We start from the raw sequence: 24069 nt of genomic DNA, 5'->3' as shown, positions 1-24069 counted from the left end.
CCAGGACAGGCCGGTAACGAACACGCCAAGGAGTCGCCGCGGGCGAAGCCATCAGCATGTTTCCCCCGTGAGCGAAGTGATAATTCTGCGCTCCGCTGCATCGGCGGGCTGCTCCGGTCACCGTAAGCAGAATCCGATTTGTGGCGCAAACCCCACGACCTCCCCAAACAATCACCAAGGAAGGTGCACTTGTGGTTAACGTTGGTAAACCCATCAAGGGCATGAACAATGATCGTCTTGTAGCAGGAGGCGGTTCATACATAGCAGACGTTCAGCCGCGGGGCGTGGCGACAATGGTCGTCCTTCGCAGCCCCCACCCCAACGCTCGGATCAAGTCGATCGATACCTCCCAAGCGCAGGCGGTTGAAGGTGTAATTTACGTCTTGACGCCCTCCGAGATCCGCGAAAACACAAATCCCATCCCTGAGGCCATTAACACCAGGGCGTTGGGAGCCCAGTATGCGCCGTGGTACGCCCTGTGCGTGGATCGGGCCCGCTACGTTGGCGAAGCAGTAGCTGCTGTTCTGGCGGAAGACGAAGCGACAGCTCTGGCTGCACGCGATCTGATCGAAGTAGATTACGAACTGCTCCCTGTCATCCCCAATGCGGAAGCGGCGCTTGCGGAAGGAGCGCCCCTGGTCGAGCCCGGATGGACCGACAACGTCCTGATCCGGCAGAAACTGGTCACAGGAGATCCGGAGCAGGCATTACGGGACGCTGCCGGCACCGTAAGCGGGCGTATCAAGTCGGCTCGAATCCAGGCTTCACCTGTTGAAACCCGCGGCGTGGTTGCTTCCTGGGACCAGCACCGGAAGCGTCTAACCTGCTGGTCCTCAACTCAGGCCCCCCACGTCTTGCGGACCTACCTCGCTGAGGCCATGAGGTTGTCCGAAAATGATGTGAGGGTCATCCAGCCTGACGTGGGGGGTGCTTTCGGCATCAAGTGCCCCACGACGCAGGAAGAGGTTCTTACCTCCTACATGGCAAAGCGGACACAGCGGACCGTCAGGTGGATAGAAGACCGCCAAGAGCACCTCCTCGCAGCCGGGCACGCCCGGGATGTAGAGGCGGAGTACACCGCCGCCTTCAGTTCAGATGGAGCCATAACATCGCTGCAGATGCGGATGATCGCCGATGTTGGTGCACCGATTGCCCTTGCCGGCTGGGGGATGGCCTACGTGACCTGGCTCTGCGTACCGGGGCCCTACAAGATCGCCAATCTTGAGACCGAACTCATAGCAGTCGTCACCAATAAGAGCCCTTGGCAGGCGTACCGGGGCTACGGCAAGGACACGGCGTCGTTCTTCCTCGACCGGGTCGTCGAACATGTTGCCAAAGAGGCCGGACTTCCCAGTTCCGTCGTGCGTCACCGGAATTTCATTCCCGAAAACGAATTCCCATTCATGCAGCCGACGGGCGCCATCCTGGACAGCGGCAACTATGCCGGAACACTGGATAAGCTTTTGGAGAAGCTTGATTTCGAAGGATTTGCCGCACGCAAAGCCGAAGCCCGCAGGCAGGGAAAGTACCTCGGGATCGGGCTGGGCCAAGAACTGACACCGGAGGGCTTCTGCATGCCCGGCAGTCTTTATGCCGGCTACGAAGCTTCTACTGTTCGAGTAACTCCCGGAGGTGACGTCTCGGTCCTGACCGGTGTTACATCTCCCGGGACAGGCAACGAAACCGGCATCGCCCAGATCGTTGCAGATGCGCTGGGCTGCAGCCTGAACAGAATACGTGTCACACAGGGAGACACGGACTCGTGCCCTATGGGTTCGGGCAACTACAGTTCCAGATCGCTTATGCTGGGCGGTTCCGCGGCACACCTGGCGGCTTTGGAGATCAAGAAGCAGATGACAACGGTAGCGGCCAGCATGCTGGGCGTTTCGGCGGACACAGTGAGCATCACGGAAGATGTGTTCAGCTCTACCGAGGCTCCCGAGGCGACGGTTACGTTCAGCGAGGTAGTGCAGCAGGTGTACCTCTTTCCCCATGGCAAACACATGGACAACACCGATCCCGGGTTGGACACGACAAAAAGCTTCAAAATAGGCAACGTTTACCATCAGCCGGAGGTGGACGGAAAATTCAACGGCTACCCAACATGGTCCAATGCCAGTTCGGGAGCCGTCGTCGAAGTTGATCCTGAAACCGGCGTGGTGAAAGTGGAGAAGTTTGTTCTCATTCATGACTGCGGGCCAATTGTGAACCCGCTCCTGGCGGAGGCCCAGTTGCAGGGGGCCATCACGCAGGGGATAGGTTCGACACTGTATGAATTTGTTGCCTATGACGACGAAGCGCAGCCCATCACAAGAAGCTTCATGGACTACACCATGGTCACGTCCCAGGAAGCAGTGGACATCGAAGTTGGTCACCAGAACACTCCGTCGCCCTTCACCCCTCTGGGCACAAAAGGCGTTGGTGAGTCGGGGGTCGGAAGTCCACCGGGAGCCATCACCGCGGCGATCGAGGATGCGCTTAGTGACCTGGGTGTTCGCTTGACCGAACTACCAGTCACCCCCAGCCGTCTCTGGACCGCAATTCAAGCGGCTAAAACAAACGTCATGGCCGAAGCTGCGCAAGCGCCCGAAAAGGAGATGGTCTAAGTGCTTCCCCAGGAATTCACTTTCCACGCCCCAAAGACAGTTGAGGAGGCTCTGGAGCTGCTGTCCGGAGAGGGGACACCACAGGCACTTGGTGGCGGAATGAGCCTGCTTCCGCTGATCAACCTAGGTACCCGAACGGCTACAGGTCTCGTTTCCCTTAGGCGGATTGACGAGCTGAAATTCATCGAAAGCCGCGGTGATCTACTCAGGATCGGGGGAACAGTCACCCACGTGGAGATCGCCTCAAATCCTGGGATAGCCAGGCTTTGTCCTCCCCTGGCTGACGCTGCTAGCAAGATTGCGGACGTGCAGGTAAGAAATCGCGGCACTATCGGCGGTTCCCTTGCCCACGGATACCCGGGTGCTGAATACCCGACCGTCCTCAGCGCCCTTGGAGCAACCGCCGTTCTGCACAGCGCTGGCACATCCCGCGAACTGCCCGTCCGGGACCTCAACGTGGGCCGATTGGAAACCGTCGTCCGTCCCGATGAAATCATCACAGAGGTCCGCGTCCCTACTCTGGCACCTGAGGTACGCACCGCTTACATCAGGTTCGCCCGCGTCATGGGTAACTATTCAACGGTCAACGTCGTTGCTCTGGTCAGGAATGACCGTTCAGTAACCCTCGGATTCGGGGGGGCAAAGTATCGTCCCATTGTGGTGGAATCCCACCTTGATGCTGACTTCGAAGGCGCCGCCCGTGACGCCTGCAAAGAGTCCTATTCCGACCACATGGCAACAGCCGAATACAGGGTCGCGATGGCCGGCGTGCTGGCCCACAGGGCTATTGACCTTGCACTGGGTAACTAGAGCGTTCTTCAGGAGAAATTATGAGCACCTTCGAAATAGACACCACGATCAACGGAACGCCCGTCCGGCACTCCGTTGACGCCCGCAAGACCCTCGCCGTGATGCTCCGCGACGACTTTCAGCTCACCGGCACCCACATCGGCTGCAAAACCGGTAACTGCGGCGCCTGCACAGTGGAGCTTGACGGCGCCACAGTGAAGTCCTGCTGCGTCATGGCCGCGGAGGTCGACGGCAGCGAGGTCACGACAATTGAACAGCTCAGCCAGGGTGGGGAACTACATCCCATGCAGGAAGCTTTCAGCCGCAATCAAGCGCTGCAGTGCGGATTCTGCACTCCAGGCATGATCATGTCCGCCTGTGCCTTGCTCAAGACGAAGAGCGAGCCGACAGAAGAAGAAATTCGTGTGGGCCTCAAAGGTAACCTCTGCAGATGCACTGGCTATGACAAGATTATCAAAGCGGTTCAGCAGGCCAGCAAAGACGCTCCGTCGGGCAACCCGGACGTGACCTCAGCTGCTCCATTAGAAGCAACTGCCCTGAACGGGTGAATCGAGTTTCGGATCAGGAGAGGCGGGCATCATGCAGGCAAGGTCCGTGGTTTTTGACCTTTTCGGCGATTACATCCGTGAGGATGGCGGATCTATTTCATTGCAGAAACTCTCCGCTCTCCTCGAATGCTTTGACGTAGCCCCTGATTCGGCCCGTGTCATTATGTCCAGGGTTACCAGGGAGGGATGGTTCGACGCCACCCGTGCGGGTCGCACCAGCACCTACACGCCGTCGGCAAAAGGATGGGATCTTCTTGACTCGGGCCTGCAGCGCATCATGCAGTCGCCCTCTCAGGAAAAGTGGAATGGCATCTGGTACCTGGTTATTTTCAGTGTCCCTGAACGTGACCGGGCGGCAAGATCGAGATTGAAAACCACCCTGTCTTGGCTCGGTTTCGGTCAACTGGCCCCGGCCACTTGGCTCGCCCCCCATGACAAATTGGATGAGGCTGAAGAAGCGCTGCAAGGCGAGCCCAGTGCTAAGTACGACCTCTTTGAGGCCCGCAGTCGAGGTCTCAAAGACGACCGGGAGCGGGCAGCGCAAAGCTGGGACCTCCAAGAACTTGCGCACGAGTACCGGTCCTTTATCCCCAGATGCGATGAAATTATCAGCGCCTCCGAGTCTGCGTATACTGGCCGCTCGGCCCTCATTACACGAACCAGGCTCATTCACGATTATCGCAAATTTCCCTTCCGGGACCCTGGACTTCCGCCGGAGCTGCTACCCGCGGACTGGCCGGCCGTGGAGGCGCACTCAAAGTTTCTTCAGGCGTTCGACAGGCTTCGTCCCGAGGCTGTCAAGTACTACGAGAGCCTGACCCAGGGCTGACCTCTGTCCCCATGTTGGAGCCCTTCATTGAGGAGGGCCGCTACGCGCTTCCCGGTCTGCTTCGGGTGGCGGTGGTCGCGACCCCCGACACGACGCTCGGTGAGGGCATAGGTGCGGTGATCGTGCCGGTCAACCCATCCGAGCACCCACTGTCGAGTGGGTTCGCTCCGGCCTGCTCGCAGCGGGCGTGGCTGCGTTCAAGATCCCGCAACAGGTTCGCTCCGTCGATGACCTGCCCTTGACCAAGGTCGGAAAGATCGACAAAGCGGCGGTTCGCCGCCTCTTCACCCCGGACTGACTTCTGTACTCCACCTAGAGCGGCCCTTCATTATGGAGGGCCGCTCTTCGTGCTGCATATGAGCAGACAATACGTCACGGAGTTCGACTGCGCCGCGGCTTCTAAAACTGCTTACACGTCAACTGAATGAGAGCCGCATCACAATTTTACGAAACAGGGTCTTGATACTTCGTAAATTTACTGTTTCAATTATGGGAGATGTCAAAGCTGACATCGGTGCCTGCGGGCATCAAGTAGAGAGGTTGCCCGGATGAAGGTAACAATCATCGGCGGAGGACCTGGCGGTCTGTACCTGGCGAGTTTGCTTGGAGAACGTGTGCCCTCAGCAGAAGTGACGCTCTATGAGCGCAACCCGCTGGGAGCCACCTACGGTTTCGGTGTGGTCTTCAGTGAGCCCACCATGCAAAACCTGAAGAACAATGACCCGGCAGGATTCGAAGAGCTCTTTGCTTCCGCTGCCAAATGGCCGGGAATCGACATCAAGATTCGGGACGAAGTGTGGCGCTGTGACGGGAACGGATTTTCGGCTATCGAGCGACGCCGCCTCCTAAATGTCCTGCATGAACGTGCAGACCGCGCCGGCACTGAAATGCACTACGAAACGCTCATCACTCCGGAGTCCCCCGAACTCGCAGATGCAGACATCGTCGTCGTTGCCGACGGAGGAAACAGCATGTGGCGGACTCAGCAGGCCGCAGATCTTGGCGCGACAGTAGAAACCGCATCGGCGAAATTCATCTGGTTCGGTACGACAAAGGTCTTCGATGAGATGACATTCCTGTTCGAGAAGAACGAACACGGATGGTTCGCTGTTCACGCGTACCCCTACAACAACGAGGCAAGCACCTTCGTTGTCGAAACGGATGAAGCAACGTGGCGACGCGCCGGCCTAGACGCCTTCGACACAACTCAGCCACCCGGGGCGTCCGATGAGGCAACCGCCGCCTATGTCGAAAAGTTGTTCGCCAAGCACCTCGACGGCGGCCGGATGATTGTCAACAACTCCCGGTGGGCCAACTTCCGAACTGTGCGCACCAGGGACTGGAAGGTGGACAGCAAGACGGTACTTTTGGGAGATGCAGCCCACACGGCTCACTTTTCTGTCGGCTCCGGCACAAAGATGGCCATGGAAGATGCCCTGTGCCTTGCGGAACGGATCGCGGCAGTCGTAGCCGGAGAGCAGGACGTTGACTCCGCACTTTCCAGCTATGAGGACGAGCGCCGCCAGGATGTCCGCCGCATTCAGGACCTCGCCCGCCCGAGCTTGTCCTGGTGGGAGCACTTTGGTGAATACGCCGAGATGCCTGCGGCGCAGTTCACCTTCCACTTCCTTACCCGCAGCGGGCGGCTGGGACGGCGCCGGCTGGAACGGTCCGACCCGGAGTTTGTCAAAAGGTCACTCGGAGCCCTCCTGGGCAGCGCTACGGCACCGATTCTGAACACTGAATACAAAGCCAACTCAGAACTCAGCTTCTCCTCACGCATCCTTGGTCTTGCCCCTCAGACAACCCCGGTCGGCCCGGGCAGCGGCTCAATCGATGCACAGCTGGAATCGGCAATCCCTGATCTGCATGGCCGGGTCCGCCCCGGAACCCAGCGTGAAATTGCCATCTTCGCTGGCCAAGGGTCCGGGATCTGGTGCTGTGCGCCAGCACATCCTGACCAGACAGAAGAATTCGTCAAGGAGTCAGTTGGTGCCTTTGGTGCCGATCCGCTGGTCATCGTAGAAGCCGCTCCCGTTGATGACGGTGATATTAGGGCAGCCGCCGATGCCGCTGTGGCCCAGCAGCGCGTGGCGGAGATCCTCCGGCTCCGGCACGGCTTCGTGGTAGCCCTCGTGCTTCGCGACTGCACTGCCGACGTCGCAGCGTCCCTGATCATCTCCGGCAGGACCGACCTCGTCGCTGTTCCCGTCGCCCAGGTCAAAGGTCTCCTTGATGAAGAGCTGGCCATCCATGCATAACTTGCCCATTGACTTCCAGTTCTGTGCATAGCCCGCACAGGCGATGAACACGGTCAACCCAGCCAGCCTGAAAGGCCACCCATGACCATCTCAGCCGAACCCGGCACGACCCGGGTGACAAAAACTCAAAGCCTCAACCGGCTCTTCAAGCCGCAAGTGATCGCCGTGGTTGGCGCATCAAATTCAGCGGAAAAGGCTGGGGGTGCACTAATGGATGTCCTCCGAACCTTTCCCGGAAAACTCCATCCAATCAACTCCTCAGCAGACGTCATTTCCGGACGACAGGCCTACAAGGCCGTATCCGACGTGCCTGACGAGGTCGACCTCGCCGTCATCGCTGTACCTCCAGCAGCTGTTGCGGATGTGCTCCGTGACTGCGGGGCAGCCGGTGTCGGCGCAGCCATCATTTGCACAGGCGGATTCGCAGAATCCGGACCGGAAGGCGCGCAACTCCAAGCCGAAGTTATTGCCGTCGCCAAGGAGACCGGAATACGGCTGCTTGGCCCCAACACCTCCGGATTTATTGTCCCGGCCTTGAACCTGCATGCCACGTTCATGCCAGGTGTGCACGCACTGCCCGCCGGGAACTTAGCCATCGTCGCTCAAAGCGGGGGAGTTAACCTGGCATCGGCTTTTATGGCCGCCGGTCTGGGTGTCGGCATCAGCACAGCGGTTGGACTGGGCAACGCCGTTGATGTGGACTTTGCCGACGTCCTGGACCACCTGGCCCAGGACGAGGACACCTCCGCGATTGCCCTGCATATCGAAGGTGTAGCCGATGGCCGGGCACTTATGGCCGCTATCGAACGGGCTTGCGCCCGGAAGCCGGTAATCGCACTGAAAGTCGGAAAGTCAGACGTCGGTGACTTCGCACAGTCCCATACGGGAGCCCTCGCCGGAAACTGGGCCGTGGCACGGGCCGGTCTGGCGCAAGCCGGTGCAGTGGTCGTAGACTCCCTCACCGACCTTGTGGAAGCTGCTGCCGCCCTTTCCGTCACGCGGCTTCAGCCGTCCAAAGACCCCGGCGTTGGTATCGTCACAGGTCAGGCCGGCCCGGGGCTGATCATCGTCGACACCCTGACCTCAGCGAAAGTCAAGGTTCCCGAGGTCTCTGCGGCTACTACGGAGAAGCTGTCCACGCTGCTTCCTCCGCTGACTTATCAGCGTAATCCTGTCGACACCGGTCGCCCTGGACCCACATTCGTTGATGTGTTGGCAGCCGTCGGTGACGATGAGGCTATCGATGCTGTCCTGGTCTATGCACTTCAGGAAGGGGGAACGAAGGCTGTGGTCGACGCCCTGACCGAGAGCTCTGAACGTCGCTCCGCAGTCCCCACGCTGATGGTAACCGGAGGCCCTGAGGACGATGTTATCGCCCAGCGTGATGCGCTTAAGGGATCGGGCATCTGGACGGTTGCAACGCCGGACAGGGGGGCGTTCGCCATGTCCGCCATGATCGCCGACGCAAAAGCCCAGCATATTAGGGCTGCCGCTTCCGCGCCTCCTGTACGCGTCGCTGACCGTATCCCCGGTCATAGCGCCCTGGACGAGAACCTGGGCAAAGATCTGCTTCGAAGCATCGGGCTCAGGACACCACGGCGCGTCGCCTGCGAGTCCCGCGACGATGCCGAAGCTGCCTTCAAGGAATTGAACAAGCCGATCGTCGTCAAAGTGCTCGACTCGAACGTCCTGCATAAGAGCGCTGCCGGCGGTGTGAAGCTCGGGGTGGCCTCTCTGGCCGACCTGGCAATTGCATTGGAAGAAACGGGTCGTGCCTCCAGCAGCGCAGAGGCGCGCTGGCTGCTTGAAGAACAGGTGGGGCAAGGCATCGAGCTCATTATCGGTGGCGTCAACGATCCATCTTTCGGCGCCGCAGTCATTATCGGAGCCGGCGGCGTCGACGTCGAGTGGGGTCAGCCCCCGGTTATCAGGACGGCCCCGCTGAGCACTGTCGAGGCGGATGAAATGATCCGGCAGCTACCGCAGGCGCTGATCGCGGCGCTTGGTCCGGATGTCTGTGCCGAGCTAGGTCAGGTCGTATTCGATGTCGCAGCGTTTCTTGCCGCCCATCCGGAGATCAAGGAGCTGGACATCAATCCACTCAGGTCAACACCTGACGGCCTGATCGCCCTAGACGCTGTGTTTATGCTGGACCCTGCCGATGCTGCTCTAACCTTTCAGGAGGACTTAAAGTGAAACTTGTACGGTTCGACGACGACAAGCTCGGGGTGATCGACGGCGACGAGGTCATCGATATCTCGGACAGCGTCTGCGGCACCTCCGCTGGCCGGCTGCAGGCATACATTGAGGCCCTGGCTGTTGGTAAGATCAGCGGTGCAGACATTGAAGGTGGCAACCGCACCCGTCATGCCTTGGCGGATATCACGATTCGCAACCCACTCCCGCTCCCGCCCAAGATCATCGCGGCTCCCGTGAACTACCTCGATCACCAGGTGGAAATGAAATATGCTCACACGGTGGCGGACTTGGGCATTTTCCTCAAGGCCCGAACGAGCACGATCGGACCTTTGGAGAACGTAGTTCTGCCCTACTCTGATCAACGGTTCGACCAGGAAGCCGAATTGGCGGTCATCATCGGCAAAACGGCGAACAACGTCACCCCGGACGAAGCCAAGGACATTATCTTCGGCTACAGCTGCCTCTTCGACATGAGCATGCGGTCAACGGAAGACCGGTCGACAAGGAAATCGTTCGACACGTTTACACCAGTCGGGCCGTGGATTGTGTCAGCCGATGAGATCGCTGACCCCGCCGCATTGCACATGCAATGCTGGGTCAACGGAGAACTGCGTCAGGACACGTCTCTCGCGGACCTGATATTTGATGTGCCGCTGCTGATCTCATACGCGAGTTCGATCATGACCCTCGAACCTGGTGACATCATTGCCACAGGTACCCCGGCAGGCGTTGGTCCGCTCTCTGATGGGGACACCGTCTCCATGGAAATCACCAATATTGGACGGCTCGAAGTTGGCGTTACTTCTACCGGGTCGATTCCTTACAACCGCCGTCCCGGCGCCCAGTTCTACCCCGAGCTTGCACAGAGCAGGGCGTAGCCGAACGCCACTGCTGAGTGCAAAAGTCCGGAATCCGGATAAAACAGATCAAGGAGGGCCACATGGCCGAGAATATCCCGGTTTCCTCAACTGAAGTGAAACCGGCAGCCTCAGTACAGACATACAGGCGCCTGGTGACCGGAGTCGACGCGGACGGGCGGTCAATCTTCCTGGAAGACGAAACCGCCACGGATGTGCATGTCATAGCGGACCTGGACACCTTTGCCTACACCAACCTCTGGTGCGCCCCCACAACTCCGGTGGATAACTCCGGCCCCTCAGACGACGGACTCGGATCTCCGGGCGGCATTGCTCCGCCCGAGCGGGGAAGCATCTTCCGGATGGTTGAATTTCCACCTGATTCCGACTGGGACCACCAGCCGGGGATACGTGACCTGATGGTCCACGCGACCCCTTCATTGGATTACGCAATTGTGCTCAGCGGAGAGATCTGGGCAGTTTTGGAACGCGGTGAACGCCGTATGGGTCCCGGTGACGTTCTCATCCAGCGTGGCACCGCCCACGCTTGGTCCAACCGTTCTACCCGGCCCGCCGTCGTCGCCTTTGTCCTGGTCGGCGGCACAGCGCAGCCCTAAACAGTGGTCTGACAACGAAGTTAGCAAGCATCAGCGAAAGGCAAAGAAATGTCCTCAAACAAAGTAGTCATCACCATCGCCCCTACGGGCGGGGTGGCGACTAAAGCACAGAATCCTCATCTGCCAACGCAGCCTGAGGAAATCGCCAAGGACGTCTACGAGTGCTACAACGCAGGCGCGTCCATGGTGGCTATCCACGCCCGCACCCCCGACGACCTGGCAACCTGTAACTCCTCTATCTACCGCCAGATCAACGGTCTCATTCGAGAAAAATGCGACATCATCATCAACAACTCAACCGGCGGCGGCATGAACGGCGACATGCTGATCGAGACGCCCGAAAACGGTTGGGAAGTCAGCTTCGAGGAACGTCTCAAAGGGATCGATGCCGGGGCGGAGATGTGCACCCTTGACCCCATCACAATGGTCGCATCCTTCCTCGGCAAAGAAATGGTCATGAACACCTCGCCGGAGCGGACCAAGAAGCTGGCCGAAGAGATGTACAAGCGCGGCATCAAGCCCGAATGGGAGGTCTTCAGCCCGCCGCACCTCATCCAGGATGTTCCCGCGGTTCTCGATTTGGGACTCGATGAGGAACCGCCCTTTGTGAACATCGTCCTGGGAATGAACAAAGGCTTCCAGGGGACCATGCCATACTCTCCGCGGTACCTGCAACAGATGGTCGATTTGCTGCCCAAAAACTCGCAGTTCTGCGTTAGCGGAATGGGCCCCGCTCAACTCCCGGCCGCCATGAACTCCCTTCTCCTGGGCGGCCACGTCCGGGTCGGTCTGGAGGACAACTTGTTCTATCGGAAGGGCGAAGTCGCTTCGAACGTCCAGCTCATCGAGCGACTCGTTCGGCTCGTACGCGAAATGGGCTTTGAACCGGCAACCCCCTCTGAAGCGCGGGAAATCATCGGTCTGCCGCTCAAGGGCGCCCCAGCGCGACCGGAATTCGCGGTCGGCTAAAACGACTGCGTGTGGCCGTGTCGTGAACACGGCCACACGCAGACCTTGCACCAGCTGTAAACACGTTCGCCCAGGATGACCGCAACCCAGACATTCTGCTTGACCGGCGAGACCCCAACTGACGCCAATCTCAACTTGTCGCGTCCCCTTGAGTAGGAGCGGAGCATGACCACTGTAAGCTTGGGCTTTCCGCGGCTTCGTCCGAGCCCCTTGGTCTTCCGGCAAACGGATCGGCCCACGTCCTCGCAGCTTGTCGATAGGATGGGGCGCACTGCCCGCGACCTTAGAATCTCAGTCACTGAAAAATGTTCCCTGAAGTGCACCTATTGCATGCCAGAGGAAGGTCTTCCAGCCATCCCCCGGCAGTGTCTTCTGTCGCCGGCCGAAATCGGCCGGCTTGTCCGGATCGCCACAACAATGCTCGGCATTCGGGAAGTTCGTTTTACCGGGGGAGAACCCCTCATGCGCGCCGATCTGGAAGACATTGTGGCCGAAAGCAGGTCGGTTGCCCCCGACACAGACCTTTCCATCACTACAAATGCCATTGGCTTAGATCGACGGATCAATGGATTGGTCGAGGCCGGCCTCAATCGTCTCAACATCTCTTTGGACACCATCGACAGATCGGCTTTCGCCCGTCTGACCAGAAGGGACCGATTGAAGGATGTCCTGTCCGGCATACGGGCTGCATCCACAACGACCCGTCACCCGCTGAAGATCAACGCAGTCCTGATGCAGGAAACTCTTGATCAGGCACCAGATCTCCTGGCCTGGGCCCTCGAACACGGACACAAGCTCCGGTTCATAGAACAGATGCCTCTAGATGCCGATCATGCCTGGGCCAAAAACACGATGGTTCCGGCTGAAGAGTTACTCGGGGTCCTGAGGGAAAGATTCACACTAACGAACCCTTTCAGGACGGACCCGTCAGCGCCCGCCGAGGAATGGCTCATCAATGGCGGGCCCTACACCGTCGGAATCATCGCGGCGGTAACCCGTCCCTTTTGTGCAGACTGCGACCGCACCAGGATCACTGCCGAGGGGACCATCCGAACCTGCTTGTTCAGTGACGATGAGACAGACCTTGTAAACCTTCTCAGATCAGGCGCGGACGATGCTTTGATTGCAGACACGTGGCGAGCCGCTATGTGGAACAAGCCGGCAGGACACGGAATGGAGGAGCAGACGTTTGTTCCTCCGCATCGCAGCATGGGTGCAATCGGTGGCTGAAACCATCGAAAAGCGTGTTTTAGTACGTTACTTTGCTGCCGCTGCAGAGGCTGCAGGGTGCCAGGAAGAGTGGCTCAGCGTCCGCCCCGGAGCCAATCTTGAACAGATCCTCGCAGGGGCTGTTCACCTCCATGGAAGCTCCCTAAATACGGTCCTGGCCCGATGCTCGTTTCTGGTGAACGGCATCACCCGTCGGGATCTTGCCCTCCCAGCCAGCGGTGAGATCGACGTTCTGCCGCCGTTCGCAGGCGGCTAAGCCCGCAGGTGTAAGCCAGTACCAAAACATGGCGCCGCAGTTGCTGACCCGGCACCACGATTTACTTCATTTACGCACTTTTCACTCCCCGGACGGCACAACCTGGTCGATATACCCGGGATCTCCACCTCATTGATAGGACACGCGATGGCGAGTGTTACCCGCTACTCAGAATTCCGGAAAGGCTGGCCTACAGTCCTTTCCGCTACGGTCGGCTCAGCTGTCAGCGTCACAGCGCTCCTCTTCTACAGTCTCGGATCCCTGACAGCAGGACTACAGGCAGAATTCGGCTGGAACCGGGCCGAGGTCTCGTCGTCGCTCCTCTACATGACCGTGGCGCTGACGCTTTCCGCAGTACCGCTAGGATGGCTGCTTGACCGCTACGGCTCCTGGCGCATCGCCTTGGTTTCCGTTCCAGGATTCACGCTCTCGCTCGTGCTGCTGAGCCAGTTCAACGGCGAACTTATCCACTTCAACCTGCTTTTCGGGCTGGCCGGGCTCTTGGGAGCAGGCACGACGTCCATCGTCTATACCAAGGCAGTCAACGCAGCGTTCTTCAAGTCCAGGGGCCTTGCCCTCGGGATCACACTTACCGGTCTGGGCGCGGCTGCACTGATCCTGCCGCCATTGATCGTAGGAGTTGTGCAGGCCTATGGCTGGAGAGCAGGATTTGCAGCCTTGGCGGTTCTGTCATTGATCGTGCTTCCCTTCATCTTTTTCCGACTCAGAACGACCACGGTTGCCGCCGCCGCAGGCCTGGCCCTAACCGGTAAAAGCCGTTTAGAAGCCTTGAGCAGCAGGTCGTTCTGGATCATCCTCGTAGCCTTCGTCCTTGTGGGCGGGTCTGTACCGGCGGTCATACCTCACATGGTGCCCATGCTCACTGATGCAGGACTTACCCCTGCTGCGGCAGCGGCTATTGCGGCCCTCATCGGGCTGGGCGTGATTGTGGGCCGGTTAAGCATCGGATTCCTGGTGGACAGGTTCTTTGCCCCCTTCGTAGCCGCACCCCTCTTTTTGGTCACAGCGGCCGGCTGCGTACTTCTGATGTGGGGAGGCCCGTCCGTCGCCCCCATCGCGGCTCTAATGATCGGCGTGTCTTTCGGCGCCGAAGCGGACCTGATTGCCTTTCTTTGCGGAAACTACTTCGGATTGAAAAGTTACGGGTTCATTTACGGCCTGATTTACGGTGTCTTCACCGTCGCAGTGGCCGTCGGGCCTGTTTGGGCCGGCGCGTTTTTTGACCGCACCGGGACGTACGACGGGGCGCTGATCACAGTAGCAGTCCTTCTCGTTGCAGGATCGGCTTTGTTGCTGACCCTCCCGAGGTACAGCCCGACCGGAACCTCTGACCTGGCCGTCCACAACGAACCAGCAGCTGAATCACGCGTGTGAACTAATTGCAGGAGTGGCGGCCATGCCCTTCCTTCCCCAGAGAGAGGGCCATGGTCGTCATCACGCACTTAACAAACCTTCCCCCTTGAACAAACCAATCCCTAGGACCAGAACTTATGTCCGACCTTATTGGAACCGAAATGGCCACTCTTCTAAGCGTAGTTACTCACGACCCTATTGAAGACCTGTCTCTCGAGCTCTTGGTCTGCCGGAAAGACGACGGCGCGGTGGTCTCCTTCCAGGGACGGGTCCGCGATCATGATCTAGGACAACCCGTAGACGGTCTGGAGTACCAAGCTCACCCGCGTGCTGAGGAGTACCTCGCTGAATGCTGCGACCGCATCTCCCGGGATATGAAGGTTCGGGTAGCGGCGGCCCATAGAGTGGGCCCTCTCACCATCGGTGACCTCGCTTTGTCTGTTGCAGTGGCGGCCGCTCACCGCCGAGCAGCGTTCCTGGCGTGCGAAGCCTTGGTGCAATCCATTAAGGACACGGTGCCCATCTGGAAGCGGCAGCACCTCTCCTCCGGTTTGTCGGAATGGGTGGGGCTGTAAGAGACAGAGAGCCCCTCCACTTGTGAGAGTGACTGTGGTGGCGTTGGCGCACACAAACGTGAGTGACCACGGTCCGGGGGAGCGGCCCAGGTTTCCCGTCGGCGTAGGAGTGCTTCCCTGAGAAGCGGATTCCATCCAGAGAGAGCATCCCCTGCCACCCTGGAGCGACTTGGACGTGTGAGGCATCAAGGAACACCGCTCCCATCTTGATCCAGCAACAGCGCATCGTTCACCCTCAGGAGCCAGTTCGCGCAAGGAATAACATTTGGAATGTCCACAACAATGGACTCGCCTGGGGCTTGGGTCCCACCGCGAAAGGACACCCGTTCCCGTGCGAAAAGATAGGCACTGGCGCCGCAGTGCCTGGCTTTGCTCACGCAACCGAGCCCCTTGCACCAGGATCGACCACTTCGCACCAAATCTGTGATGAGATCGTTGATAATATCAGGGCTCTCGACACCCCAGCACCGGAGTCGGGTTGCCGCCCGTGGCATCGTTTGGAGGCGGGCCCTTGGCCCTGGCATCTGATGGTGCCTCGCATCGGCTATCTCGCTTCGGGGTGCGCACCTGGCGTGTCATTAGCGGTGGGACGCGGCGAGGTGGTTATGTTGCGATGTCGGTGACCCGGGTGATCACCTAGCCACCCCGCCGCGGGCATCATGGACGACGCTGCGAACTTTGTTTGGGTCGGACTCCTTTCAGGACCGCCAGAGTTCGATGCCCTCGTCAGCTAGGATCAGAATCCGGCCGAAACCTTGGGCGAGGTGAACCCACACAATGTTCCCGTCCGCAGTGACCTCGTCGACCACTCCTTCGCCGAGGAAGCGTCCTTCTCTGCGCACTTGGACTCGGTAGTTTCGACGCAATTCTCTCCAGGACCGCACGAGCAGAGCACCCTTACTTGCTGGTGACTTGTCTGGGCTGAACCGTTTGTTGAACCCGGGCGTTGGCTTCGTTCGGCAAGGAAGTTCACGGCGGTACGGGGCGGACGTTCGGCACGTTCAGAAGCGGGCTTTATCGCAGGACGAACGCCAACTCTTCCAGATACGCCTGACGGCCCCATCAGTCTCACTGTCACAGGGCTTCGAGCACGCTCACGTAGTTGGCGATGCCTACGCCGCCCATGTTCTGTACCGCGCCACGGCGGGCATGGGGCAATTGCATGTCCCCGGCGGTCCCCGTGAGCTGCATCGCGGCGATCACATGCTGCGACACACCGGTAGCGCCCACCGGGTGTCCCTTCGCCTTGAGTCCACCGGAGACGTTCACGGGCAGCTTGCCGTCCTTGTAAACCCAGCCTTCCTGGATGGCTCGCGCGCCCTCGCCGCGGGGAGTGAGGCCCATGGCTTCATACATGATGAGCTCGGCAATGGTGAAACAGTCGTGCACCTCGGCGAAGTCCAGGCCCTCAAGCCCCACGCCTGCCATGGTGAACGCGCGTTCCCAGGAAGCCCGGGTGGCTGCGAACTCGGTGGGATCGCGCTTCTCCGCGGGAAAGAAGTCATTGGCGTGACCAAAACCGGCCAGGCGCACCGGCGCGGTAGCGCCCCCGGTGGCGGAGGTGGAAAGCACGACGGCGGCAGCACCGTCCGAGACCGGCGAACAGTCAGTGCGGCGCAAGGGCTCGGCCACCATGGGGTTCTTCTCCGAAATGGTCCGGCAGAACTCCTCGCCGAAGTCCCGGTGCATCTGGGCGTACGGGTTGTCCATGCCGTTGCGGTGGTTCTTGGCAGCGATGGAACCGAGGACATCGCCGAGTCCGCCTTCGAAACCCGGCCCGCTGATACCAGCGCCGTAGCGCTTCCCGTAGTGCTTGGCCACCTCCGCAAACAGGCCCGTGAACCCGGTGCTGGAGGCTTTACCGGCCATTTCGTACGACGCACCCAAGAGGGCAGCACCCACAACGTCCGCACCGGCGTCGGTCATTTTCTCCGCCCCGATCACCAGGACGTTGCGCGCAGTTCCGGCCAGGACAGCTTTGACGCCCTGTTGGAAAGCCGCCGACCCCGAAGCGCAGGCGTTTTCTGTGCGCGTAGCCGGGACATTGGCCAGATCTGCGGACAACTGAAGCGCCAACGACGACGTGAACCCCAGGGGCTGCATGCCCGAGTTGAATTGCCCGAGGTAGATCTCGTCAATGTCCTTGGGGTCCAGCCCGGAGTTCTTGATGGCTTCGCCGGCCACTTGAACGATCAGCGACTCCAGGGTCTCATCCGTCAGTTTCCCGAACTTGCTGTGGCCCCACCCGGTGAGCAGGATGTCCTTGCCAAATTGTTCCGTCAGGCTCATGCGGGTGCTCCTTCAAACGTGGGTTCAACAGACGTGGGTTCAACAGACGTGGGTTCAACAGACGTGGCTTCCTCTGACGTCAGCGCCACGCTGAACTCCGCGTCGGTCTTGCTGCGAATCTCTTCCACCGTGACGCCCGGGGCGAGCCGGGTCAGCAGCAGCCGTGCTTCCTCGATGTCGAAAACGGCGAGGTCCGTGATGATCCGGTCAACGCACTTCAGTCCGGTGAGCGGGAGCGTGCATTCGGTGACGATCTTGGCCGAACCGTCCTTGGCGTTGTGCTCGGTGAGGACCACCACCCGCGGAGTCCCGGCCACCAAATCCATGGCCCCGCCCATGCCCTTGACCATCTTGCCGGGGATGGTCCAGTTGGCCAGGTCCCCTCCGCCGGAAACCTGCATGGCGCCCAGGATGGCCACCTTCACATGCCCGCCACGGATCATTCCGAACGAGGTGGCGGAGTCGAAAATGCTCCCCCCGGGAGTGATGGTGACAGTCTGCTTGCCCGCGTTAATAAGGTCGGCATCTTCCTCGCCCTCATACGGGAAAGGGCCCATGCCCAGCAGGCCGTTCTCGCTCTGGAGGACCACCCGCACGCCGTCGGGCAGGTTGTTGGCAACCAGCGTGGGAATGCCGATGCCAAGGTTGACGTAGTCGCCGTCGTTCAATTCTTCGGCCGCGATGGCAGCCATTTGATCCCGTGTCCATGCCATGGTGATGAGCTCCTTTGCTTCTAAACCGTGAGGGATTCGGCGCGTTGTGTCCCGGGGCAGGCTGTCTCTGCCCGCTGGCGGACCGTGCGCTGTTCAATGTCCTTGACCCGATCCGTGGCCTGAACCAGCCGCTGCACATACACGCCGGGGGTGACAACGTGGTTGGGGTCCAGCTCGCCCGGCTGCACAATGACCTCAGCCTCGGCGATGGTCACTGCCCCGGCGGTAGCCACCACCGGGTTGAAGTTCCGCGCCGTGTAGCGGTAGATCAGGTTGCCGTCCGTATCGGCAGTGTGTGCATGAACCAGTGCGACGTCGGCAGTGATGGCACGCTCGCGGACGTACGTCACGCCGTCGAACTCTTCCAGCGGCTTGCCTTCGGCAACCAAGGTTCCCACGCCCGTCCGGGTATAGAAGGCGGGAATGCCGGCGCCCCCGGCCCGGAGGCGTTCGGCGAGGGTGCCCTGAGGAGTGAATTCAACCTCGAGCTTCCCCGCCAGGTATTGCTCGGCGAAGAGCTTGTTCTCACCCACGTAGGAAGCGACGACCTTACGGACCTGCCCCGCCTCAATCAGGACACCAAGCCCCTTGCCGTCCACGCCCATGTTGTTTGACACGATAGTGAGGTCCTTGGCACCCGATTCACGAACGGCGTCGATCAAGTCCGCGGGGATACCGCTAAGACCAAAACCGCCGACGGCGATTGTCAGGCCGTCTGCCATCAAGTCATGGAGCGCTGACGACGCTCCGCATCTAATCTTCGACATTTGGTTTTCCTTCAATTAGTGGTGTGTTTGTTGCTTCAGTGCGGGCAGTCGTTCATCACCCAGCGCTTGGTGTAGAACAACGACGACAAGTTTTCGGTTTGTGCCTCCGCCACTTTGGACGCGGAGTGCAGCGGACACCGTTTTGTTTAATGCACTGCCCCGTTCAACGACGGTCTGTGAAAGTCAGCAGGAAGGGGGTTGATTCTCGAAAGGGTTTGATGTCTGTGAGCATGGCGAAGATGATCGCTAATCCGGCGCGCCTCTTCCATCAAGAGACATCCCATACGCTGCGTGCGATCTTCATCCCTAAAGCGGGCGCAAGCGCCTGTGATCGAAAGCGCCCATGTCGGCCGCCCATACAAGTCCACTACCGCTGCCCCAAGACCCCAGTTGCCTTCTAGCACGAACTCGGCGTCCACAGAGAAACCGCGCTGACGCGCAGCCCCTATGTTCGCTCTGACCAAGTCCACGGAGTGGGTTAGGCCGTAACGGTCGGAATGCGACGCCCAGTTTTCAAGTAGAGCATCTTGCTCCACTTGCGGAAGGAGGGCAAGAATTGCGATTCCCGCCGAACCGATGCCAAGGGGGATCCGCACGCCTTCATGCAGCACGAAAGAACGCAAGGGCAGACTACCCTCTTCGCGCATGAGGCATACCGTTTCCGTTCCGCGCCGAACAGAGAAGAAGACACTTTCCGACGTCTCTGCAGCCAACCTTCGAAGACTCGGACGGACAACGTCTTCCATGGGAAATCGGGCAGAGGCCACCAGCCCCATCAGCATGATCTCAGGCCCTAGCACCCAGTGTCCGCTCCGTTCGTCCTGGTCCAGCATTCCCTCCGCAGCCAACGATGTAACCAATCGATAAGCAGTCGGCCGCGTAAGGCCGGAACTCTCAACGAGCTCAGACAATGAACATCCTTCTGGATCGCGTCCGATGATCCGAAGGAGCCCAGCTATGCGTCCTACAACTTGAGCGCCTTGGATTCTGCGACTATTCACTTCGGGGGATTCGCAGCTGCACATAACGCCTCGTCCTGGCCGCAGATTGTGTCAGCCATAGCGGAGATGGGCTGAGTCTTGGCACCCCGGATTCAGTCCCAGACGCAGACACTCCTGGCAGCTGAGTGAGGTAAGTGCTATCCCGGTTAAGGCCGCCAACCAGTGCAAGCCGGCGTCCCGGGGGAGCCTATGACCGCACTCGGGACAGCTATCCGATGCTCGGTGGCCGTGCGACGACAGTGTCTTTAGCTCTTTGATATCAAATCCTAAGAAACAATTTCTTGACGAACGTAATTTGCGTGTTCGCTCGAGGTGATCTAAACCATAGCGGGGGACTGAGCGATTTGCAATAGCAGAAGGGCGCCCCGACACCAGCCTGTGCGGAAGCAATCTCTAGCGGCGCGGCGTGCTCGCTGAGCAATCAGGCTGACCCTCAGCTGATCCAAGATTTAGGACTTCGCCGACCTGGACTTGATAAGCCAGAGCCTCCTTGTCCGTCACAACCTGCAAATGTGGCCTCGAGAGCTGTATCAAAGAGGTCGCTTCACCGACCTCCACCGATAACCTCAACCACGCCGCCACGCGGAGGAGTCAACGCCGCTCCTTGCTCTGAGAGGGGCTGGAATCTAACCTGAGAACCACAGACGCAGCTTCGCTCCATAGACCAAGGCGAGGAACGCTCTCATGATGACGGTAATGACTACGATGCATCTCGACCCACGGACGGCAAACGAGTGGGACAAACTGATCAGAGCGAGATTCTGGTCAGCGCATGAAAGATAAGGGTGGATTTCCGGACATCTTCTCGCGCCCATGGATTCGCCCGGCACCCGCGTGATTGTAGGCATCCGGAGGAATCGTGGCGACTGGGAGGCTTGGCACACAGACCCAAGCTTCATCGAAAACACGCCAGAAGCTCGACGGCTTACAGCAGCCAGAGCATGAGTCTGTGTGGCATGAGGTCATCGAAAACGTCCAACGCGACTAGCGCTGCTCCAACCTGCACCATGGCTTCCGCGGGCCCCGAGGCTGCCAGGACATGGGGAGAATATGGGGCGTTTAGGGATGCACGGGGCAAGAGTCACGCTCAAGGGGTTGCCTGGCCTGTGGAATCGCTGGTTCCCGTGGGCGAGAGTTCTCGAGGATTCTGCCTCCCATGCTGTAACTGGCGTCCGCGGGGATTCGTGAGCCGGGAATGGCCCGGTCGGGAAGATTTCCCCTCGCTGGAGCGTATTGGGCCAAGGTCTTCGACTGTGGTGGAATTTTTGCCGAGCGCCTATGTTGAGCCACTGGGTTTTAGTCGTGAGTCGAGGCCTGTTTGTGATGAGTCCTAGCCCCGAAGCTCTAACTAATTCGTGTAGGGAGAAATGCCGGCCACTGAAGACTCCTTCTCGGCCTTAGCCCAGCGCACCCGCGACCACCCACCGCACGGGAGACGCTTGGTGCCGCTGCGGTTGACCGCCTCCGGTCAAGAAAGTGGGTCACGCCGCTTGTGATGTCCTCACGGGGTCAGCACCTAGACGCGGGTAGTCAGTCGCAACACGTGCAGAGTGAGGTATAGCTCTTCCTCCCCTTCGAATCGGCAAATTCGTTACTCGGGAAAGTAGCATGCCAACACTCACTGCACAGGAGTGTTCGCGAGGGCGGGCAGTTTTCGCGGCGTTCCACAGAAACTCTGAAGCGTCTTCTTGCTGCGTTCCGGACTGTAGGCGAGTTATAAGGAATCGAAGGTGTGTAGCGAATCGCGCTACGCTGACTGAAGAAGGATCTAGGTCAACGGCAAACGTGTCACCCGCGATCTGTAGGTATTCTTGCAGTACTCTCGCCAGCTTAAATGTTGTGGGCATTTCTGTGCTGCTGAATCGAGCATTAACGATGTGAAGCGCGAGAGCAGCAGCCTCTTCATCTGGTAGTTCCACGTCAGTGCGGTCTCGGATCAGATGAAGCACCTCACGTGCGATGCCCGTTTCCTTAGGGAAGGCGTAAGGCATCTCAGCCACGAGCGGCATGTCTAAGGCGTGGCCGCTGCGGGCACGTTCAATCGCTGTGCTGATGTGATCTGAGATCCCAATGACAAAGCTGTCTGCGATGTCTGCGATGTCGGCGCCGAGTCGTTCGCGGACGAGCTGAGCAACAAGATCAGCGGTTCTTAGATGCTCGCTGGACAACTCAGCGAGTAGGGTACTGAACCGCTCGGTTCCCTCGCCTTCCGATGGTCTAGAGATGCGATCGACATCGGCTGAAGCGATCCGCGGCCGCCGGGCAGCGCTCAGACCGGATGGACGTGGCTGGGCGGCGGACGGCTTCCGCGCCGGCTAGTCATGTTCCCATTTCTCTGAACGAAGGCCCCACGAACCGCTGGAGCGCCCGGACAGTGAAGCAGATAGAGCCCCCTACAGGAACCAGAAGGGGGCTCTACCCCTGCTCGCACTGGCGACGGGCCTTACAGCACGTAAGCGGGCGAGTTGGTAACGATGGATTGCAGAGATCTACTGGCCCGAACGCCTTACGCGGTGCCCTGTCGCATCGGCCAAGTGCTCACCCTCAACAACCTCTGGGTCTGCTGGCGCGACGGTGGCACGTTTGCCTTTGCTGCCGGTCTCCGGCAGCGTGAAGTACACGATAAGGCAGAGGGCGACTATCGCGATCATGTAGTACGCAACGAACATGGGCTGTCCGGCGCCAACAAAGGCAGCAGCGATCAGAGGTGCTGTCCCGCCGAAGATGGCAATCACGATCTGGTGGGAGAACCCGATGCCGGACACCCGAACAGATGCAGGAAACAGTTCCGCTTGAATCGTCGGGTAAACCGACTGCCAGATGCCGAGGACTACCCAACCTGAAGCCGAAACAAGGACGTAAACGCCGAACCCAGGCTGGTTCAACAGCAAGAGCAGGGGGTAGAACAGTGCGATCATGCCGATAGCGCCGATGATGGGGAAAATCTTGCGGCGGCCAAGACGGTCGGAAAGATAACCACAAATGGGCACAATGATCACGAGCAGACAAAGACCGATGACACTCCCTGCAAGCGTGGAGGCCAGATCCCGGCCAGTCGTGAGTTTGGCGTAAGTGGGCAGGAAGGTCGCCCAGGTGTAGTAAGCCACGGCGGGAGCTGAAAGGGCTGCTGTCTGCAGCAGGGCCTTCGGGTGATCCCGCAGGAGATCCCGCAGGCGCGCCGGTGCGGACTTTTGATCGACGGCGGCACTTGCTTCGAACTCAGGGGTTTCATCCGAGCGGGCACGCAGAATGAGGCCGACAACTCCGAACAGACCGCCAACGACGAACGGAATGCGCCAGCCCCATGCGGCCAGGTCATCGGGGGCGAAGGCTGAAGTCACGATCGCCGCGGCGCCAGTCGCGGCGAGAGTTGCCAGGCCACTTGCCATGTTGGAGAACGAGCCGAAGAGGCCTCGTCGGTTGGCGGGGGCGTGTTCGACCATGAACGCAATCGCGCTCTGCTGCTCGGTTCCGGCCGAGATTCCTTGCAGGATGCGGGCAACCAAGAAGAGAATCGGGGCTGCGTAGCCGATGGTTCCAAAGGAGGGCGTAAGGCCGATTATCAGGGCTCCGAGAGCCATCCCGGAGATGGAAAGGGTCAGAATGAGTCGTCGGCCGTAACGATCCGCGAGTGGGGAGATGATGATGCCGCTGAGAGGCCGAACCACGAATCCCACCGCGTATGTGAGAAGTGCTGCGACGAGGGAGGCGAACGCGGAGTCACTCGGAAAAATCTGCGACGAGAACACTGCTGCGAGCAGTCCGTAGATGTACCAGTCGTACCACTCCACGAAATGGCCGATGGTACCCGCGATCATGTTGATGTTGCGGCGTGGCGTTTCGGACGCTTCGGGGAATTCCGCGGAGCCTGGACTATCCAGCGCGTCTTTTGAGGTCTTCATTGAACTCTCCATAATTTGGATTCTAGGGAGGAAAAGGTTTCGATCTGCGGCTGCCGGCCAGGCTGTCGATTGGGCTGTGGGCGTCTATTGCCAGCATGGGGCCGGAGGGCAGACTCTTCAAGGGCCCGGGCTTCCGGCTGTTCTTGCTCTCACGGATCTGGTGAGATCGATTGCTGAGATCGGTTGCATTTGAGCCTACGGATCGAATGTGATGCTTGTCAACGTTTGTGTCAGGAATGCGTGTGGACCGGAGGTCGGTTTACACA

General features: G+C 59.6%; 20 protein-coding genes. 13 read left to right on the top strand and 7 right to left on the bottom strand.

The window, feature by feature from the left end; genetic code table 11:
- The first annotated feature begins 221 nt into the window (after positions 1-221).
- The 13 genes from HP499_RS01320 (at position 222) to HP499_RS01260 (ending at position 15131) form a co-directional block, all read left to right on the top strand.
- A complete protein-coding gene (locus HP499_RS01320; protein WP_256378396.1) occupies positions 222-2606 on the top strand; it encodes a xanthine dehydrogenase family protein molybdopterin-binding subunit in 2385 nt (794 codons plus the stop codon).
- Entirely contained in the window at positions 2607-3416 is an 810-nt protein-coding gene (locus tag HP499_RS01315; protein ID WP_172322169.1) for a xanthine dehydrogenase family protein subunit M, read from the top strand.
- A gap of 20 nt (positions 3417-3436) precedes the next feature.
- Complete coding sequence (locus HP499_RS01310) at positions 3437-3964, top strand: (2Fe-2S)-binding protein (protein ID WP_172322168.1); 528 nt, start codon at positions 3437-3439, stop codon at positions 3962-3964.
- A gap of 31 nt (positions 3965-3995) precedes the next feature.
- Positions 3996-4793: a PaaX family transcriptional regulator C-terminal domain-containing protein gene (locus HP499_RS01305; protein WP_172322167.1), complete on the top strand. Its 798-nt coding sequence runs from the start codon at positions 3996-3998 to the stop codon at positions 4791-4793.
- Between the two features lie 548 nt (positions 4794-5341).
- Entirely contained in the window at positions 5342-7054 is a 1713-nt protein-coding gene (locus tag HP499_RS01300) for an FAD-dependent monooxygenase (RefSeq protein ID WP_172322166.1), read from the top strand.
- 81 nt (positions 7055-7135) lie between these two features.
- A complete protein-coding gene (locus HP499_RS01295; protein WP_172322165.1) occupies positions 7136-9250 on the top strand; it encodes an acetate--CoA ligase family protein in 2115 nt (704 codons plus the stop codon).
- A complete protein-coding gene (locus HP499_RS01290; protein WP_172322164.1) occupies positions 9247-10131 on the top strand; it encodes a fumarylacetoacetate hydrolase family protein in 885 nt (294 codons plus the stop codon). The genes HP499_RS01295 and HP499_RS01290 overlap by 4 nt, the downstream gene beginning before the upstream one ends.
- Before the next feature lie 62 nt (positions 10132-10193).
- On the top strand, positions 10194-10727 hold the full coding sequence (locus tag HP499_RS01285; RefSeq protein WP_172322163.1) for a cupin domain-containing protein: 534 nt from the start codon (positions 10194-10196) through the stop codon (positions 10725-10727).
- A gap of 48 nt (positions 10728-10775) precedes the next feature.
- Positions 10776-11696 (top strand): 3-keto-5-aminohexanoate cleavage protein, encoded by a 921-nt coding sequence (locus HP499_RS01280; RefSeq protein ID WP_172322162.1) that lies wholly within the window; start codon positions 10776-10778, stop codon positions 11694-11696.
- A gap of 165 nt (positions 11697-11861) precedes the next feature.
- The gene (gene moaA / locus HP499_RS01275) at positions 11862-12926 is read left to right on the top strand and encodes a GTP 3',8-cyclase MoaA (RefSeq protein ID WP_172322161.1); all 1065 of its coding nucleotides are present in this window, start codon (positions 11862-11864) and stop codon (positions 12924-12926) included.
- Complete coding sequence (locus HP499_RS01270; RefSeq protein ID WP_309138321.1) at positions 12919-13182, top strand: MoaD/ThiS family protein; 264 nt, start codon at positions 12919-12921, stop codon at positions 13180-13182. The genes moaA and HP499_RS01270 overlap by 8 nt, the downstream gene beginning before the upstream one ends.
- Positions 13183-13329: 147 nt before the next feature.
- Positions 13330-14577 (top strand): MFS transporter, encoded by a 1248-nt coding sequence (locus HP499_RS01265; RefSeq protein WP_172322160.1) that lies wholly within the window; start codon positions 13330-13332, stop codon positions 14575-14577.
- Positions 14578-14693: 116 nt separating this feature from the next.
- On the top strand, positions 14694-15131 hold the full coding sequence (locus HP499_RS01260; RefSeq protein WP_253951306.1) for a molybdenum cofactor biosynthesis protein MoaE: 438 nt from the start codon (positions 14694-14696) through the stop codon (positions 15129-15131).
- A 698-nt stretch (positions 15132-15829) separates the two neighbouring features.
- Here HP499_RS01260 and HP499_RS01255 read toward each other — a convergent pair.
- The 7 genes from HP499_RS01255 to HP499_RS01225 form a co-directional block, all read right to left on the bottom strand.
- On the bottom strand, positions 15830-15973 hold the full coding sequence (locus tag HP499_RS01255) for a hypothetical protein (protein ID WP_172322159.1): 144 nt from the start codon (positions 15971-15973) through the stop codon (positions 15830-15832).
- 232 nt (positions 15974-16205) lie between these two features.
- The gene (locus tag HP499_RS01250) at positions 16206-17420 is read right to left on the bottom strand and encodes an acetyl-CoA acetyltransferase (protein WP_172322158.1); all 1215 of its coding nucleotides are present in this window, start codon (positions 17418-17420) and stop codon (positions 16206-16208) included.
- Positions 17417-18133 (bottom strand): CoA transferase subunit B, encoded by a 717-nt coding sequence (locus tag HP499_RS01245; protein ID WP_172322157.1) that lies wholly within the window; start codon positions 18131-18133, stop codon positions 17417-17419. Before HP499_RS01245 ends, HP499_RS01250 begins: the two co-directional genes overlap by 4 nt.
- A 20-nt stretch (positions 18134-18153) precedes the next feature.
- The gene (locus tag HP499_RS01240; RefSeq protein ID WP_172322156.1) at positions 18154-18900 is read right to left on the bottom strand and encodes a CoA transferase subunit A; all 747 of its coding nucleotides are present in this window, start codon (positions 18898-18900) and stop codon (positions 18154-18156) included.
- A 146-nt stretch (positions 18901-19046) separates the two neighbouring features.
- On the bottom strand, positions 19047-19925 hold the full coding sequence (locus HP499_RS01235; protein ID WP_172322155.1) for an IclR family transcriptional regulator: 879 nt from the start codon (positions 19923-19925) through the stop codon (positions 19047-19049).
- Between the two features lie 1457 nt (positions 19926-21382).
- Entirely contained in the window at positions 21383-22069 is a 687-nt protein-coding gene (locus HP499_RS25540; RefSeq protein ID WP_172322154.1) for a PRD domain-containing protein, read from the bottom strand.
- Positions 22070-22390: 321 nt separating this feature from the next.
- Positions 22391-23803 carry an MFS transporter gene (locus HP499_RS01225; protein ID WP_172322153.1) on the bottom strand — a complete coding sequence of 471 codons (1413 nt, stop codon included), beginning with the start codon at positions 23801-23803 and terminating at the stop codon, positions 22391-22393.
- Between the last annotated feature and the right edge of the window lie 266 nt (positions 23804-24069).

This window comes from Paenarthrobacter sp. CM16, from assembly GCF_013179505.1.
Classification (GTDB): Bacteria; Actinomycetota; Actinomycetes; order Actinomycetales; family Micrococcaceae; genus Arthrobacter.
The sequence above is the reverse complement of the archived record's forward strand: the minus strand, read 5'-3'. Positions and strand labels throughout refer to the sequence as shown.